The 16,277-nt window shown below is 71.3% G+C and carries 14 protein-coding genes; 10 read left to right on the forward strand and 4 right to left on the reverse strand.

Annotated elements, in window-relative coordinates:
- The first annotated feature begins 47 nt into the window (after nucleotides 1–47).
- On the forward strand, nucleotides 48–1,496 hold the full coding sequence (gene glmU / locus IE160_RS02675) for a bifunctional UDP-N-acetylglucosamine diphosphorylase/glucosamine-1-phosphate N-acetyltransferase GlmU (protein ID WP_191151584.1): 1,449 nt from the start codon (nucleotides 48–50) through the stop codon (nucleotides 1,494–1,496).
- Nucleotides 1,497–1,544: 48 nt separating this feature from the next.
- Entirely contained in the window at nucleotides 1,545–2,522 is a 978-nt protein-coding gene (locus tag IE160_RS02680) for a ribose-phosphate diphosphokinase (protein WP_152582129.1), read from the forward strand.
- A gap of 107 nt (nucleotides 2,523–2,629) precedes the next feature.
- Here the strand turns inward: IE160_RS02680 and IE160_RS02685 are convergent, their stop codons facing one another.
- Complete coding sequence (locus IE160_RS02685; protein WP_179873230.1) at nucleotides 2,630–3,991, reverse strand: transaminase; 1,362 nt, start codon at nucleotides 3,989–3,991, stop codon at nucleotides 2,630–2,632.
- Between the two features lie 125 nt (nucleotides 3,992–4,116).
- Between IE160_RS02685 and IE160_RS02690 the strand changes: the two genes are divergently transcribed.
- Nucleotides 4,117–4,272: a hypothetical protein gene (locus tag IE160_RS02690; protein WP_179873231.1), complete on the forward strand. Its 156-nt coding sequence runs from the start codon at nucleotides 4,117–4,119 to the stop codon at nucleotides 4,270–4,272.
- Nucleotides 4,273–4,325: 53 nt separating this feature from the next.
- Here IE160_RS02690 and IE160_RS02695 read toward each other — a convergent pair whose 3' ends face one another.
- A complete protein-coding gene (locus IE160_RS02695; protein WP_179873232.1) occupies nucleotides 4,326–4,700 on the reverse strand; it encodes a hypothetical protein in 375 nt (124 codons plus the stop codon).
- Nucleotides 4,701–4,758: 58 nt separating this feature from the next.
- On the opposite strand from IE160_RS02695, the gene IE160_RS02700 reads away from it, so the two are divergent.
- Together IE160_RS02700 and IE160_RS02705 are read left to right on the forward strand one after the other, a co-directional pair.
- Complete coding sequence (locus IE160_RS02700) at nucleotides 4,759–6,039, forward strand: APC family permease (RefSeq protein ID WP_191151585.1); 1,281 nt, start codon at nucleotides 4,759–4,761, stop codon at nucleotides 6,037–6,039.
- The gene (locus IE160_RS02705; RefSeq protein WP_191151586.1) at nucleotides 6,036–7,955 is read left to right on the forward strand and encodes a CoA transferase; all 1,920 of its coding nucleotides are present in this window, start codon (nucleotides 6,036–6,038) and stop codon (nucleotides 7,953–7,955) included. Before IE160_RS02700 ends, IE160_RS02705 begins: the two co-directional genes overlap by 4 nt.
- Before the next feature lie 6 nt (nucleotides 7,956–7,961).
- Here IE160_RS02705 and gnd read toward each other — a convergent pair whose 3' ends face one another.
- Complete coding sequence (gnd, locus tag IE160_RS02710) at nucleotides 7,962–9,365, reverse strand: NADP-dependent phosphogluconate dehydrogenase (protein WP_246299380.1); 1,404 nt, start codon at nucleotides 9,363–9,365, stop codon at nucleotides 7,962–7,964.
- 198 nt (nucleotides 9,366–9,563) lie between these two features.
- Between gnd and IE160_RS02715 the strand changes: the two genes are divergently transcribed.
- From IE160_RS02715 to mfd, 5 genes are all read left to right on the forward strand, one after another.
- Complete coding sequence (locus tag IE160_RS02715) at nucleotides 9,564–9,887, forward strand: putative quinol monooxygenase (RefSeq protein WP_179873236.1); 324 nt, start codon at nucleotides 9,564–9,566, stop codon at nucleotides 9,885–9,887.
- 23 nt (nucleotides 9,888–9,910) lie between these two features.
- Nucleotides 9,911–10,390 (forward strand): gluconokinase, encoded by a 480-nt coding sequence (locus IE160_RS02720; RefSeq protein ID WP_191151587.1) that lies wholly within the window; start codon nucleotides 9,911–9,913, stop codon nucleotides 10,388–10,390.
- A gap of 150 nt (nucleotides 10,391–10,540) precedes the next feature.
- Entirely contained in the window at nucleotides 10,541–11,182 is a 642-nt protein-coding gene (locus IE160_RS02725) for a 50S ribosomal protein L25/general stress protein Ctc (RefSeq protein WP_179873238.1), read from the forward strand.
- Between the two features lie 21 nt (nucleotides 11,183–11,203).
- Nucleotides 11,204–11,827, forward strand: coding sequence for an aminoacyl-tRNA hydrolase (gene pth / locus IE160_RS02730; RefSeq protein ID WP_179873239.1), 624 nt, complete (start codon nucleotides 11,204–11,206; stop codon nucleotides 11,825–11,827).
- 55 nt (nucleotides 11,828–11,882) lie between these two features.
- A complete protein-coding gene (gene mfd / locus IE160_RS02735) occupies nucleotides 11,883–15,428 on the forward strand; it encodes a transcription-repair coupling factor (RefSeq protein WP_191151588.1) in 3,546 nt (1,181 codons plus the stop codon).
- Here mfd and IE160_RS02740 read toward each other — a convergent pair.
- Nucleotides 15,425–16,243 (reverse strand): CPBP family intramembrane glutamic endopeptidase, encoded by an 819-nt coding sequence (locus IE160_RS02740; RefSeq protein ID WP_191151589.1) that lies wholly within the window; start codon nucleotides 16,241–16,243, stop codon nucleotides 15,425–15,427. The two genes, mfd and IE160_RS02740, sit on opposite strands and share 4 nt — an antisense overlap.
- Nucleotides 16,244–16,277: the final 34 nt, after the last annotated feature.

The raw sequence follows: 16,277 nt of genomic DNA on the forward strand, positions 1-16,277 counted from the left end.
TGGGCGACGACCGCTGACACAATGACGACCGCTGACACAATGGGGCCATGACCGATTCGCGCCTCGCCGTCATCGTCCTCGCCGCAGGGCAGGGCACGCGCATGAAGTCGCGCACCCCGAAGGTTCTGCACCCGCTCGCCGGCGTGCCGCTCATCGGCCATGTTCTCGCGACGGCCCGTGCCCTCGACCCCGCGCACGTCGTCGCCGTCGTGCGTCACGAGCGCGACGTGGTCGCCGCCGCGATCGCCGACCTGGATGCCCACACGATCATCGCCGACCAAGACGAGATTCCCGGCACGGGTCGGGCCGTCGAGGCGGGCCTCGCCGCGCTGCCCGACGACTTCGACGGCGACGTGCTCGTCGTCTCGGGCGACGTTCCGTTGCTCGACGCCGAAACCCTCGCCTCCCTGCTCGCGCGGCACCGCGGAGCCGAGGCCGCCGCGACCGTGCTGAGCGCCGTGCTCGACGACGCCACCGGCTACGGCCGCATCGTGCGCGACCCTTCTGGCGCGCTCGACCGCATCGTCGAGCAGAAGGACGCCACCGACGAGGAGCGCGCGCTCACCGAGATCAACTCGGGCACCTATGTCTTCCGCACGGTTCCGCTGCGCGAGAAGCTCGCCCTCGTCTCGACCGACAACGCGGCCCAGGAAAAGTACCTCACCGACGTCATCGGGCTGCTGCGCGGCGACGAGCATCCCGTCGCCGCTCTGCCCGCCGGCCAGAGCTGGATCGTCGCGGGCATCAACGACCGCGTGCAGCTCGCCGACGCGGCCCTGCGCCTCAACCAGATGATCGTGCGCGGCTGGCAGCTCGCCGGCGTCACCATCAGCGACCCCGCGAGCGTGTGGATCGACCGCACCGTCACCCTCGAGGAGGACTCCGAGGTGCTGCCCGGCACGCAGCTCAAGGGTGCGACGACGATCGCGCGCGGCGCCGTCGTCGGCCCCGACACGACCCTCACCGACTGCGAGGTGGGCGAGGACGCGCGGGTGAGCCGCACCGACGGAACCCTCGCCGTGATCGGAGCGGGCGCATCCGTCGGCCCCTTCTCCTACCTCCGCCCCGGCACTCGGCTCGCCGCGGACGGCAAGATCGGCACCTTCGTCGAGACCAAGAACGCGGTCATCGGGCTCGGCAGCAAAGTGCCGCACTTGAGCTACATCGGCGACACCACGGTGGGGGAGGGCTCCAACATCGGCGCTGGCACGATCACCGCCAACTACGACGGCGTGACCAAGCACCGCACCGAGGTGGGCGCGCACGTGAGGACGGGCTCGCACAACGTGTTCGTCGCCCCCGTTAGGATTGGGGACGGAGCGTACACGGGAGCGGGAACGGTGGTCCGCAAGGATGTTCCGGCCGGCGCCCTCGCGGTGAACCACGCACCTCAGCGCACTGTTCCACGGTGGGTGGCGGCGAATCGCCCGGGGACGGCTGCGGCGGAGGCGGCAGCGGCCGCATCCGACGCCGACGGGGACCAGAGCACCGAGTAGGCGACCAGAACACGACAAGTCGCACATCGCGGCGGAAGGCGGGCAGTAGTGGCCAGCATCAAGATCACCGGCCAGAAGAGACTCGTCATCGTGTCGGGGCGCTCCCACCCCGAGCTTGCCGCGCAGGTCGCCGAATACCTGCAGACCGACGTCGTGCACACCGACGCCCGCACCTTCGCCAACGGCGAGATCTACGCTCGCTACGACGAGAGCGTGCGCGGGTGCGACGCCTTCGTGCTGCAGTCGCACGCGAAGCCCATCAACGAGGCGCTCATGGAGCAGCTCGTCATGGTCGACGCCCTCAAGCGGGCCAGCGCCAAGCGCATCACGGTCGTCGCGCCCTTCTACCCCTACTCGCGTCAAGACAAGAAGGGCAGAGGTCGCGAGCCCATCAGCGCGCGACTGGTTGCTGACCTGTTCAAGGCCGCCGGCGCCGACCGCATCATGAGCGTCGACCTCCACGCCGCTCAGATTCAAGGCTTCTTCGATGGCCCCGTCGACCACCTCTTCGCGATGCCCGTGCTGCTCGAGCACTTCCGCGCCCAGCTCGACCCGGCGACGCTCACCGTCGTCTCGCCCGACATGGGGCGCGTGCGCGTCGCCGACATCTGGAGCCAGAAGCTGGATGCTCCACTCGCGATCATCCACAAGCGGCGCGACCCGATGGTGCACAACCAGGTGACCGTGCACGAGATCGTCGGCGAGGTGGAGGGCCGAGTGTGCCTGCTCGTCGACGACATGATCGACACCGGTCGCACGATCGTCAAGGCCGCGGAGGCGCTCAAGAAGTCGGGCGCCACGGGCGTCGTCGTCGCCGCGACTCACGCGATCTTCAGCGACCCGGCCTTCGAGATCCTCCAGGATGAGTCGATCGACCAGGTCGTCGTGACCGACACGCTGCCCGTGCCGGCCGACAAGCGCTGGGATCGCCTCACGGTGCTGCCCATCGCGCCTCTGCTCGCGCGCGCCATCCACGAGGTGTTCGACGACGGGTCGGTCACCTCGATGTTCGACGGCGCCGCCTAACCTGCTGCGGCACCTCCGCCTGGTACAACTGTGCCCGTGGGTGGCAACTGTGCCGCCTACAGCGAGCACAGTTGCCACTACGTGGCACACTCGTGCGCCGGAGACAGCTACAGCGCGAGCAGCTCTCGGATGCACGCCTCGAAGACCTCGTGGTGAGCATCCACGTCGGCCCGCGTCGTCATGGGCGCCATGAGCGCCATGTTGTGGAACGGCGTCAGCATGATGCCGCGGTTGGCGAGGTAGAGGTGGATGACGTCTTCGAGCTCGCCGTCGGCGGCCTCGGCCGCGAGCGTGCCGTTGATCGGGTACGGCCGGGCGAAGCGGTACTCGGCGCGCGCCCCGAGCTGGTTGATCGCCCACGGCAGCTCGTACCGGTCGAACAGCTCGTTGACCCCGTCGGTGAAGTACGTCGCCGTGTCGATCATGTGCGCGAAGGCCTCGTCGGTCAGCACGTGCTCGAGCGTCGCGCGCATCGCCGCGACCGAGACCGGGTTGCCCGCGAGGGTGCCGCCGACGCCTCCCATGTCGACGAGGTCGAGGTCGTCGCGCGCGAGCGCGCGCTCGGCGAACTCGGCTGAGAGGCCGTAGGCCCCGGTCGGGATGCCCCCGCCGATCGACTTGCCGATGACGACCAGGTCGGGCTCGAGGTTGTACGCCGTCGTCATGCCACCGGGCCCGGCCGAGAACGTGTGGGTCTCATCGATGATGAGCAGCGCGTCGTACTGGCGGGTCAGCTCGCGCACGCCTTCGAGGTAGCCCGGCTCGGGCAGGACGATGCCGATGTTGGTCAGGGCAGGCTCGATGAGCACCGCGGCGACGTCGCCGTGCGCGAGGGCGCGCTCGAGGCCCGGCAGGTCGTTGTACTCGGCGGCGCGCGACGTCTCCGTGACGTCGACCGGGGCGCCCACGTTGCCGGGGCGCGCCATGCTCTCGCCGTCGGGCCCGACGACGACGAGCGACTCGTCGACCGATCCGTGGTAGCAGTACGAGTGGAAGAGGATCTTCGGCTTTCCGGTGATCGCGCGCACGAGTCGAATCGCCCAGCGATTCGCATCCGTCGCCGTCAGCGAGAACGACCAGCGGTCCATGCGGAATCGGCGGGACAGCTCGGCGCCGACCCACTCGGCGTCCTCCGTCGGCAGCATCGTCACGAGGCCGCCGAGCTCGTCGATGCGGCGGGTGACGGCCTCGACGACGGCGGGGTTCGAGTGCCCGGCCATCGAGCCGGTGTCGCCGAGGGCGAAGTCGATGTACTCGTGCCCGTCGATGTCCCACACGCGATTGCCCTGGGCGCGATCGAGGTAGATCGGGAAGGCGCCCGACTTCTTGTTCATCCAGGTCATGGGCACCCGTCCGAAGAGGTGCTCGGCGCCCTCGTAGGCGGCGCGCGAGCGGGGCCGTGCCGCGGCGAAGGCGGCCTGCTCGCGCTCGGCGAGTTCGGTGAGTCGGGTGCGATCGATGACGGTCATGCGCTCATTCTGTCCCGGACTGGCGGCGAGTGCGCAGTGCGCACTCGTGCGGCGGCGCCGAGAGCCTGTGCATCTCCTGGGCGCCCTCCTGGGCGCGTTACCGAGAGCCGAGTAGCGTGGCGGAGATGATCCAGTTCATCGTCATCCTTCTCGTCATTTGGCTGGTGCTGTCGATTCTCGGCTTCGTCATCGAGGGCCTCTTCTGGCTCGCCGTCGTCGGCATCGTGCTCTTCCTCGCCACCGGCATCTTCGGCTGGCTCAAGCGCAAGACCACATCGTGAGTCAGCCGGTCTGAACCGCCCAGACTCGGCTCGGCCTGTGCCGAGCGCGAGCGTCAGACGCGTGTCGTGGGCACGAGGCGGGGCGGGCCCGGGATGAGCCCGAGCAGCGCGACGCGCACCTCCCCGGTGGGGGCGACGGCGTAGCAGTTCCAGCCGAGCGTGTCGGGAGAGCCGAGCTCGAAGGCGACGCGCGAGGGCGTGCGCTCGTTGGCGTAGTAGTCGACCGCGATGCGGCACGACCTCTCGGCAGTGGACTGCGCGATCGCCCATGATGTGAGCGCGCCGGGTACGACCATGGCGATCATGGTGATGAGGGCGACGATGCGCATGATCCGGCGGCGGCGCTCCCACGGGGTGGTCGCCTCGTCGTCGGAGGCGTCGTAGGGCTCCCAGTCGTCGAGCTCGCGGGGGTTCTCGTCATCGGCCATCTCCTCCAGTCTCGCACCCGCCGCTCCGGACCCTGTGCGCGCCGATAGTCTGGCGTCCATGAGCCCGAGCGTGCCCACGTCGTCGCCCGGGGGGCTCGTTCGCAGCCTCGGCGTCGTCGGGGCGGTGGGCATCGGGCTCGCGTCGATGATCGGTGCTGGGGCGTTCTTCGTGTGGGCGCCGGCGTCGGCGGCTGCCGGCGCGGGCGGTCTGCTCGTGGCGCTGCTCGTCGCCGCGGTCGTCGCGACGCTCAACGCGTTCAGCACGACGCAGCTCGCTATGGCGCACCCGGTGTCGGGCGGGGCGTACGCGTTCGGGCGCCGCTGGGTGGGCCCGTGGTGGGGCTTCACCGCGGGGTGGCTGTTCGTGACCGGCAAGACGGCGTCGGCCGCCGCGATCGCGTCGGTCGCCGCCGCGTACGTGTGGCCGGAGGCCCGTACGCCGCTCGCCGTCGGCCTCATCGTCGTGTTCGCCGCGCTCAACATGACGGGAGTGCGCACGACGGCCCGTGTGTCGTTGGTCATCGTCTCGGTCGTGCTCACGGGTCTGATCGGGATGCTCGTCGCGGCCTTCGCCGCCCCCCAGCCGGGCGGCCCCGAGCTCGACCTCACGCTCGCCACTCCGTACGACGTCGTGCAGGCCGCCGCGCTCCTGTTCTTCGCCTTCGCGGGCTACGCGCGCATGGCGACACTGGGGGAGGAGGTGCGCGATCCTCGGCGCACGCTGCCGCGCGCGATTCTTCTCGCCCTCGGCGTCGTCCTCGCCCTCTACGCGATCATCGCGATCACGCTCACGAGTCGACTGTCGTCTGGTGCTATCGCCGCGAGCGCCTCCCCGCTGGCGGAGCTTCTCGACCCCGCGTGGCGCCCGCTCGTCGCGGTGCTCGCGGGTGTCGCGTGCCTGGGCTCCCTCATGGCGATCCTCGCGGGGCTCAGTCGCACGTCGCTCGCGATGGCGCGCGAGCGCGACCTGCCCGGCGTGCTCGCCCACGTGTCGCCGCGCACCCACGCTCCGGTCGTCGCGGAGGGGGTGATCGCTGCGGTCGCGATCGTGATCGTGCTGCTGCTCGAGCCGGCGCAGCTCGTGGCGGCCTCGAGTGCGGCGGTGCTGCTCTACTACGCGATCGCGCACCTCGCGGCTCTGCGTCAGGAGGCGCAGTACCGCTGGCAGCCGCGCGCCGTCGCGGTGGCGGGCCTGCTCGGCTGCGTGCTGCTCGTCGCCGCGCTGCCGTGGGGCTCGCTGCTCGGCACGGCCGTGCTGCTGGCGGCAGGGCTACTCGTGCGGGTGCTCGCCGTCCGCGGCGGCGCAGCACCGTCGCGTCGAACCCCGGAGGACGCATGACCGAGACACCCGCCGTCGCCGTGACGGGCACGCCGACCCTGGGCGGCGCGTACCCGGTCAGCGTGTTCGCAGCGCAAGCCGTCGGCGCGGTCGGCCTCGCGCTCGCGAGGCTCGCCGAAGGGTCGGGCCATCCTGCCGTCGAGGAGTCCGCGCATGCGGAGGGGGCGAGCGGCTCGGTCGTGGTCGACGGACCTCTCGCTGACGCCTGGTTCTCCGCGGCGGTGCGACCGGTTCAGCCGCTTGCCTCGCCGTGGGACGCGATCGCGGGCGACTACCGCACGGCCGACGGCTGGATCCGACTGCACACGAACGCTCCCCACCATCGGGCGGTCGCCCTGCGCGTGCTCGGAGTGCCGGAGCCGGCCGACCGCGCGGCGGTCGCCGCGGCGGTCGAGCGGTGGACCGGCGACGTGCTCGAGACGGAGGTCGTGATCGCCGGCGGATGCGCCGCGGTCATGCGGTCCGTCGAGCAGTGGTCGCGGCATCCTCAGGGCATCGCGGTGGCCGCGGAGCCTCTCGTCGCGGTGGACGTGCGCGAGGCGGGTCGACCGCTCCCCGCGGGGGTGGCGGAGCGGCCCCTCGCCGGCGTGCGGGTGCTCGACTTGACGCGTGTGCTCGCCGGGCCTGTGGCGACGCGCGTGCTCGCCTTGTTGGGGGCCGATGTTCTGCGCGTGGATCCGCCGAGCTGGAATGAGCCGTCGGTGGCGCCGGACATGACGCTCGGCAAGCGGTGCACGCGCCTCGACACCGACGACGTGGAGGATCGCGCGGAGCTGCTGGCCCTGCTCGCGGAGGCCGACGTTCTCGTGCACGGCTATCGCCCGGGGGCCCTCGACTCGATGGGGCTCGATGCCGCGACGCTGCGGCGCGTGCGACCCGGACTCGTGGAGGTGCAGATCGACGCGTACGGGTATTCGGGCCCGTGGGCAGGGCGGCGCGGCTTCGACAGCCTCGTGCAGATGTCCTCGGGCATCGCGCACCGGGGGATGCTGCAGGCTGCCGCCGAGACACCGGTGCCCCTTCCTGTGCAGGCGCTCGATCACGCCACGGGCTGGTTCGCGGCGGCGGCCGCTCTGCGCGCTGTCGCGCGTGCCCGCCACACCGGTGCGGGGTCGCTGAGTCGCCTGTCGCTGGCGCGCACCGCGCTCGAGCTGGAGTCGCTGCGCGATGCCATGCTCACCTCGCAGGGCCCCTCGACCGATGCAACCGCCTTTGCGACGTCGCCCGCGCCGCCGACGCTGCCGGGTCGCACGATCGAGACGTTCTGGGGCGAGGCTCTCGTGCTGGACCCGCCGCTGAGCGTCGCGGGCGTGCGCATCGAGACTTTCGTGGCGCCCCGACCGCTCGGGTCGGACGAGCCAGAGTGGCAGTCCGACCTCGACGAGGCTCCGCCCGCGCGCCGCACGGGCCCCACGGGCCCCGCGGCTGGTTCGCCGGGGCGGGCCGTGGCGGCGCTGGGCGCTGGTCGCACGCTCGTGTGGGCGTTCCTGAGCGCGGCGCTCGTGTGGGGCCTGCAGGGAGCCGTCGGGCTGCTCGGCTCCCTGGCCCTGGGAGGCGCGCCCCAGCTGTACTTCTGGACGCAGCCGGAGTGGCTCGCGGGCGCCGCCGCGCAGGCCGCGGGTCTCGCCGGCGCCTGGTACGCCGCCTCGCGCGTCGTGACCGTGGCGCCCGCGGTGGCGATCACGACGCTCGCGGGCTATGCCGCGAGCGTTCTCGTGACGGGTGCCGCTGGGGCGCTGCGCGTGGGAGAGCCGATCGCGGGGGAGTCTTTCGCGACGGTGCTCGTCGTGTCGCTCTCGACGGGCGCCGCTCTCATCGCGTTTCTCGTGCCCGGCCTGCTCCTCTTCACCCGCTGGTTCGTGGGTCGCGTGAGCGGAGACCAGTCCCTCGCCCGAGCGAAGTACTCCCGCAGCTGAAGGTCCTCAGTGCGTGTCGGCGGCGCTGATCTCGGCGCGGTCGCCGCTCCACAGCGTGTGGAAGGTGCCGTCCTTGTCGACGCGCTGGTACGTGTGCGCTCCGAAGAAGTCGCGCTGCCCTTGCACGAGGGCGGCGGGCAGGCGGTCGGCGCGCAGGCCGTCGTAGTAGGAGAGCGAGGAGGCGAAGGCGGGGGTGGGGATGCCGGCGAGCGCGGCGCCCGCGACGACGCGTCGCCACGACGGAAGCGCACCCGAGACGGCGTCGGCGAAGTACGGTGCCGTGACGAGGGCCACGAGGTCGGGCTGCTCGGCGTAGGCGTCGGTGATGCGGTTGAGGAAGCGCGCGCGGATGATGCAGCCGGCCCGCCAGATCTTGGCGATGTCGCCCTTCTCGATGCTCCAGCCGTACTCTTCGGCGCCCGCGACGATGGCGTCGAACCCCTGGCTGTACGCGACGATCTTGGAGGCGAAGAGCGCGCGCCGAACGTCCTCGATGAAGGCGTCCCGGTCGGTGACCCGCCACTCCTCGGCGCCGGAGGGCATGCCGGCGGCGGCGGCGCGCTGCGCGGGCTTGGAGGAGAGTGAGCGGGCGAAGACGGCTTCGGCGATGCCGCTCACGGGCACGCCGAGGTCGAGGGCGCTCTTGACGGTCCACGCACCGGTGCCCTTCGCGCCGGCCTGATCGAGGATGACGTCGACGAGGGGCTTGCCGGTCTCGGCATCCACCTGGCGCAGCACCTCGGCGGTGATCTCGATGAGGTAGCTCTCGAGCTCGCCGGTGTTCCACTCGGCGAAGATGTCGGCGATTTCGGCGGGGTCGAGCTCGCCGACGCGGCGCAGCAGGTCGTAGCCTTCGGCGATGAGCTGCATGTCGGCATACTCGATGCCGTTGTGGATCATCTTGACGAAGTGGCCGGCGCCGTCGGTGCCGACGTGGGTGACGCAGGGCTCGCCCTCGGCCACGGCCGCGATCGATTCGAGGATGGGCTTGAGCGTGACCCATGCCTCGGCGGAGCCGCCCGGCATGATCGAGGGCCCCAGCAGGGCGCCTTCCTCGCCGCCGGAGATGCCGGCGCCCACGAAGTTGATGCCCGTCTCGCGCACGGCCTTCTCACGGCGGATCGTGTCGGTGAAGAGAGCGTTGCCGCCGTCGACGATGATGTCGCCCGGCTCGAACACCTCGGTGAGCGCGTCGATGACGGCGTCTGTGCCGCGGCCGGCCTGCACCATGATGATGGCGGTGCGGGGCTTCTGCAGGGCGGCGGCGAACTCGGCGTAGTCCTGCGTGGCGACGAAACCGGCTTCGGGGTGCTCGGAGAGGAGAGTCTCCGTCTTCTCGTAGGAGCGGTTGTACACGGCGACCGTGTTGCCGTCGCGGCTGGCGAGGTTGCGGGCCAGGTTCGACCCCATGACGGCGAGTCCGACGACTCCGATGTTGGCGGTGGGCTGGGTCACGGGGAACTCCTGCGGGTGTGGGGCGGATGAGATGCACGGGGGTGCGGGACGCGGTCGCACGGCTCTTCCCAGCCTAGAGCCTCCCCTCTCGCGAGTCCCTCGCGCCGTGAGCGGGCGCCCAGGATTCTGCGGTGCGACGGGTACCCTGACCCCATGACCTCCGCCGAGCCCGTCGTTGTGACCGCGTACTTCCGCCCGCTGCCCGAGAGCCGCGGTGCCGTGCTCGACGCTCTGCGCGAGGCGATCCCGCTCGTGCACGACGAGCCGGGGTGCGAGCTCTACGCGATCCACGATGCTCCCGATGGCAGCATCGTCATGCTCGAGAAGTGGTCGAGCGCGGCCGAGCTCGACGCGCACGGCGCGGGCGCCCCGGTCGCGGCCCTCGTCGCCGCACTCGACGGTCATCTGGCGGAGCCGGTCGAGGTCACGCGCCTCGCTCCCCTGCCCGTCGGCGATGCTCGCCGGGGTGCGCTCTGAGCGGCACCCTCTCGCTCGTCCTCATGGGCGTCTCGGGGGCAGGCAAGACGACCGTGGGCCTCGAGGCGGCCGCGCTCGCGAGCGTGCGGTTCCTCGATGCCGACGACCTGCACAGCCCGGCTAACGTCGAGAAGATGCGGTCGGGCATCCCTCTCACCGATGAGGACCGCGCCCCCTGGCTGGACGCCGTCGCCGCATCCCTGCGCGACGACGCGCCCTGCATCATGGCGTGCAGCGCCCTGCGCCGGTCGTATCGCGATCGACTGCGGCAGGATGCTCCGCTCACGGCCTTCGTCCTGCTGCGGGCGACACGCGAACTGCTCTCCGAGCGCCTCGCGGGGCGCACCGGCCACTTCATGACCGAGCAGCTGCTCGACTCGCAGCTCGCGACGCTCGACGACCCGGAGGATGACGAAGTCGTCATCGAGGTCGACGCCGCGCGCAGCGTCGAGTCTCTCGCCGAGGAGATCGCGGCGGTGTTCGACCGCCCCGTGCTCGGGTAGACTGACGGGCGGACTTCGGCGAGGGAGCGTGCTACACGCTCCGTGATCGACGCGGTGGGCAAGGCATTCACGGTCTTTCCTCACGCGTTCGCGCGTTCGAGACGACACCACAGACCGGGCCAGGAGCCCACCGATCAAGGAGATTCACCCATGGCTGACCAGAACAAGCTCATCGCCGAGGACCGCACGGCCTTCGGCAAGGGCGCGGCCCGCAAGCTGCGCGCGACCCACAAGATCCCCGCCGTGGTGTACGGCCACGGCACCGAGCCGCGCCACATCGCGCTGCCGGGCCACGAGACCGCGCTGCTGCTGCGCAAGTCGAACGTCATCGTGACGCTCGACATCGAGGGCGAGAAGCTGCTCGCGCTCGTCAAGGACGTGCAGAAGGACCCGGTGCGCCAGCTCATCGAGCACATCGACATGATCGTCGTGCGCAAGGGCGAGAAGGTCACCGTCGACGTGTACGTGCACCTCGAGGGCGAGTCCGCCCCCGGCACGATCGCGATGGTCGACCACAACACGCTCACCGTCGAGGCCGAGGCCACGCACATTCCCGAGTCGTTCACGGTCTCGATCGAGGGTCTCGAGGAGGGCGCGCAGATTCACGCATCCGACGTCGAGCTGCCCTCCGGCACGACCCTCATCACCGACCCGGAGGCGCTCGTGGTCAACATCACCGTGCCGCGCGCGACGGTCGCCGAGGGCGATGAAGCCGCCGAGGGCGAGGCCGCCGAGGGCGAGACCGCCGAGGACGCGTCGGCCGAGGCCGGCGACTCCGAGTCGGACGACTAGCGAGCCGAGCACCCCGCCACCATGTTCGGCCTGCAGCGGCGCTCGCAGCCGAGCGCGGCAGACGGCAGTACCTGGCTTGTGGCCGGGCTCGGCAACCCCGGGCCCGGCTACGCCGGCAACCGCCACAACGTAGGCGCGATGGTGCTCGACGAGCTCGCCGACCGCATCGGCGCGCGCTTCAGTCGGCACCGCACGACCACGATGCTCGCCGAGGGGCGCGTGCGGCCCGGCGGGCCCAAGCTCGTGCTGGCGCGCCCGTTGAGCTACATGAACACCTCGGGCGGCCCCGTCTCGAGCGCTGCCGCCTACTTCGGCATTCCGCCGGAGCGCACGATCGTCATCCACGACGACATCGATCTGCCGTTCGAGACGATCAGGCTGAAGGCCGACGGCGGGCACGGCGGCCAGAACGGCGTGCGCGACGTCATCAAGGCGCTCGGCACCCCGGAGTTCGTGCGCGTGCGCGTCGGGGTCGGGCGGCCTCCGGGTCGCCAGGAGGCGGCCGACTATGTCCTCCGCGACTTCCCGGCCGCCGAGCGCGCCCGACTGCCGTTCGTGCTGTCGGACGCCGCCGACGCGGTCGAGCTCATCGTCGACGAGGGTCTGCTCGCTGCCCAGCAGCGCGTGCACGCTCCGCGAGCCTGAGCCGGGCATCCCGCCCCCGGCCGAGCGTCAGGGTGGCCGCGTAGACTCGTCCGACGTGAGTCTCGAGCGGTTGATCCCTGCCCTGTCGCGCGCCCGCACCCTCGAGAAGGCGCTCGACCACGCTGCGCGCAGCACCGACTTCTCCGTCGTCGAAGGCCTGCGCGTTCCGCTCCTGGCGGGCCTGCTCGAGCGTCGTGACGGCCCGCAGTGCCTTCTCGTGATCGCGGCGACCGGCCGTGAGGCCGAAGCCGTGCAGCAGGCGCTCGCGTGCGTCGCACCCGGCACGACCATCCTCGACCTGCCGGCGTGGGAGACTCTGCCGCACGAGCGTCTGAGCCCGAGCGCCGAGACGGTCGGCCGGCGCATCCGCACGCTGCGGGCGCTCGCGGCATGGGAGCACGATGAGGATGCCCGGCGCGGCGACCTGGTCGTCGTCGCGTCCGTGCGCGCCGCCCTGCAGCCCCTCGCCACCGGCCTGACCGACATCGAGCCCGTGCGCCTGAGGGCCGGCGGTCGAGGCTACGACCTCGCCGAGGTCACGCGCCATCTGGTCGATCTGGCCTATACGCGCGTCGACATGGTGACGCGCCGCGGCGAGTTCGCCGTGCGCGGCGGCATCCTCGACGTCTTCCCCGCGGTCGCCGAGCACCCGGTGCGCGTCGAGTTCTTCGGCGACGAGGTCGAGCAGCTGCGCGAGTTCTCCGTCGCCGACCAGCGCTCGCTGCCGGACGAGGTCGCGAGCGTCGAGCTGCCGCCCACGCGCGAGCTGCTGCTCACCGACGCGGTGCGCCAGCGCGCGCGCGAGATGCAGCACGAGTTCCCGAGCCTGCAGCAGCTGCTCGAGAAGATCGGCGAGGGGATTCCCGTCGAAGGAATGGAGAGCCTCGCGCCCGCCCTCGTCGACGAGCTCGTGCCGCTCACGCACTACCTGCCCGCCGCAGCGTCCGTCGCCGTCCTGAGCCCCGAGCGGGTCGCGACGCGCGCCGTGAGCCTCGCCGAGACCAACCGCGAGTTCCTCACGGCGGCCTGGCACGCCGCGACGGCGGGGGCTGAGGCGCCCATCGACCTCGACGCCGGCGACTTCCTCACCGTGAACGGCCTGCGACTCGCGGCGGGCGATCGCGCCTGGTTCACGGTGAGCGCGTTCGACGCCGACGACCCCGAGGTTGTGCGCATCGACGCCTCCGAGCCTCCGAGCTTCGCGGGCACGAGCGCGGGCGCCGTCGACCACGTCGCCGAGCGGGCGCGGGCCGGCTGGTCGATGGTCGTCGTCGCAGGCGGTCATGGTCTCGTCGAGCGCGCCGCCGACGTGCTCGCCGAGCAGGAGGTCGCCGCGCGCGAGGTCGATGAGCTGCCCGACGTGCTCGAGGCCGGCGTCGTCTACCTCGTGCAGGGCAGCGTCGAGCACGGCTTCGAGCTGCCCGAGCTGCGCTTGGGCCTCCTGAGCGAGACCGAGTTCTACGGTCGCAGCGTCGGCTACGATTCGCGGCAGCCGAAGAAGCTCGCGAGCCGCCGCAAGACGCAGGTCGACCCGCTGCAGCTCACGCCGGGCGACCACGTCGTGCACGTCACGCACGGCATCGGGCGCTTCGTCGAGCTCACGACGCGCGAGGTCTCCACGGGCGGCCGCAACGCGGTGAAGACGACGCGCGAGTTCCTCCTGCTCGAGTACGCGCCGAGCAAGCGCGGCTATCCCGGCGATAAGCTCTACGTGCCCACCGACCAGCTCGACTTGCTCAGCCGCTACGTCGGCGGGGAGGCGCCGACGCTCAGCAAGATGGGCGGCAGCGATTGGGCCGCCGCGAAGGGCCGTGCCCGCCGCGCGGTGCGCGACATCGCCGTCGAGCTCGTCAAGCTCTACTCGGCACGCATGTCGAGCAAGGGGCACGCCTTCGAGCCCGACACCCCGTGGCAGCGCGAGCTCGAGGAGGCCTTCCCCTTCGCGGAGACCCCCGATCAGCTCACGACGATCGACGAGGTCAAGGCTGACATGGAGCGGCCGATCCCCATGGACCGCCTGCTTGCTGGTGACGTCGGCTACGGCAAGACGGAGGTCGCCGTGCGCGCGGCGTTCAAGGCCGTGCAGGGCGGCAAGCAAGTGGCCATGATCGTGCCGACGACGCTGCTCGTGAAGCAGCACATGGAGACCTTCGCCGAGCGCTTCGCGGGCTTCCCCGTGCACTTGCGCGCGCTCAGCCGCTTCCAGTCCGACCGCGAGGCGAAGGAGACCCTCGAGGGCCTCGAGCGCGGCACCGTCGACGTCGTCATCGGCACGCACCGCATCCTCAGCCAGGGCGTCCAGTTCAAAGACCTGGGGCTCGTGATCATCGACGAGGAGCAGCGCTTCGGCGTCGAGCACAAGGACGCGCTCAAGAAGCTCAAGCACAACGTGGACGTGCTCGCGATGTCGGCGACGCCGATTCCCCGCACGCTCGAGATGGCGGTGACGGGCATCCGCGAGATGTCGACGCTCGCGACCCCGCCCGAGGACCGCCACCCGATCCTCACCTACGTGGGCGCCTACAGCGACAAGCAGGTCGCCGCCGCGATCCACCGCGAGATGCTGCGCGAGGGGCAGGTGTTCTACGTGCACAACCGCGTGTCGAGCATCCAGCGGGTCGCCTCCCACCTCGCCGAGCTGGTTCCGGATGCGCGCGTCGCCGTCGCCCACGGCCAGATGAGCGAGTCACTGCTCGAGCAGGTCATGGTCGACTTCTGGGAGCGCAAGTTCGACGTGCTCGTGTCGACGACGATCATCGAGACCGGCCTCGACGTCGCCAACGCCAATACGCTCATCATCGACCGCGCCGACAAGTACGGTCTCTCGCAGCTGCACCAGTTGCGCGGGCGCGTCGGCCGCGGGCGCGAGCGCGCCTACGCATACTTCCTGTACGACGAGTCGAAGCCGCTCAGCGAGACCGCGCACGACCGCCTGCAGACGATCGCCGCGCACACCGACCTCGGCGGAGGCATGCAGATCGCCATGAAGGATCTCGAGATCCGCGGCGCCGGCAACCTGCTCGGGGCCGAGCAGGCCGGCCACATCGCTGGAGTCGGCTTCGACCTCTACCTGCGCATGATCGGCGAGGCGGTGAGCACGTTCCGCGGCGACGCGGCTGCCGAGCAGACGGAGCTGCGACTCGAACTGCCCGTCGACGCGCGGATTCCCGAGGAGTTCATCGAGAGCGAGCGCCTACGGCTCGAGGCCTATCAGAAGCTCTCGACCGCGGCGGCGCCGACGAGCGACGAGGATGCTCTCGGTGCGGTTCTCGAGGAGCTGGCCGACCGCTACGGCGACCCACCCGCCCCCGTGCACGCCCTGCTCGCGGTGTCGAGACTGCGGCGGCTCGCCCAGGGTCTGGGGCTCAGCGACGTCGTCGTCATGGGGCAGATGCTGCGCATCGTGGGGCTCGAGCTGCCCGACTCGCGCCAGCTGCGGCTGCAGCGCATGTACCCGGGGGCGAAGTACTTCGCGCAGCAGCGCGCCGTCGCCGTTCCGCTGCCGAAGGATGCGAGCGACGACGACCTCATCGAATGGGTCGGGCGCACCCTGGAGAACCTCTACGCCGCAGAGCCCGCCGCATCCGCCGCTCGCGACTAGGCGTCGGCCTCCGGCTGGGCAGCGAGGGCGAGAGGGCGGGGGAACCGCACGCTGCCCGGCACCTTGTGCACGCGGTACACGGCCATCGGGATGACGACGAGCGTGCGCAGATCGAACAGCACGTGCACGAGCATCGCGAGCAGAATGCTGCCGCTCACGACGTAGAGCGTCGTGAAGAGCAGGCCAACGACGCTCGTCGCGACGACACCGAGCCACCCCTGGTAGGCGTGCAGCGCGCCGAAGACGAGAGCGGCGAGCACGAAGGCGCTGAGCGGCTCGCCCGTCACGATCACGAGCAGGGCGGGGAGCGCGAGACGGAACAGCGCCTCCTCGACGATCCCTGCGTTGACCGAGAGCGCCGCGCCCCAGCCGAGCTCGGGCCGGTTGCGCGGCAGGAGCGAGGCGATGTCGCCCACCATGATGACGCCGCCCTCGGCGCGGGCGCTGCGCACGCCGAGCACGGTGAGCAGGGTGCCGCCGACGACGGCGCCGAGCAGCAGGCCGGCTCCGAGGCCGCCGGTCAGAGCATCCCGCAGCCAGGCCACCGGCGGCAGGGCCTGCGTCTCGGCGAGCAGCGGCGCGACGAACGGGTGCACCGCGAGGAGCACGAGAGCGGCGGTGCCGCCGAAGAGGGCGAGCGATTCGATGAGCCAGCGCCGCAGCATCGCCTGGCGGCGCACCGTCGAACGGTAGCGGCGGAAGCGCGCGTACTCGCGGCGATCCTTGCGGATGGCGCGCACGAGGAACAGCACGAGCAGGCCGGTCGCGAGGAGGGCGGCCGCGAGCCGAGTGAGCCAGTCGAGGTCGGGGAGCACGCCCCCAGTCTCCTGCACGCGGCAGCGAGGCGGG

Source organism: Chryseoglobus sp. 28M-23, assembly GCF_014789785.1.
In the GTDB taxonomy this organism is placed as follows: Bacteria; Actinomycetota; Actinomycetes; order Actinomycetales; family Microbacteriaceae; genus Microcella; species Microcella indica.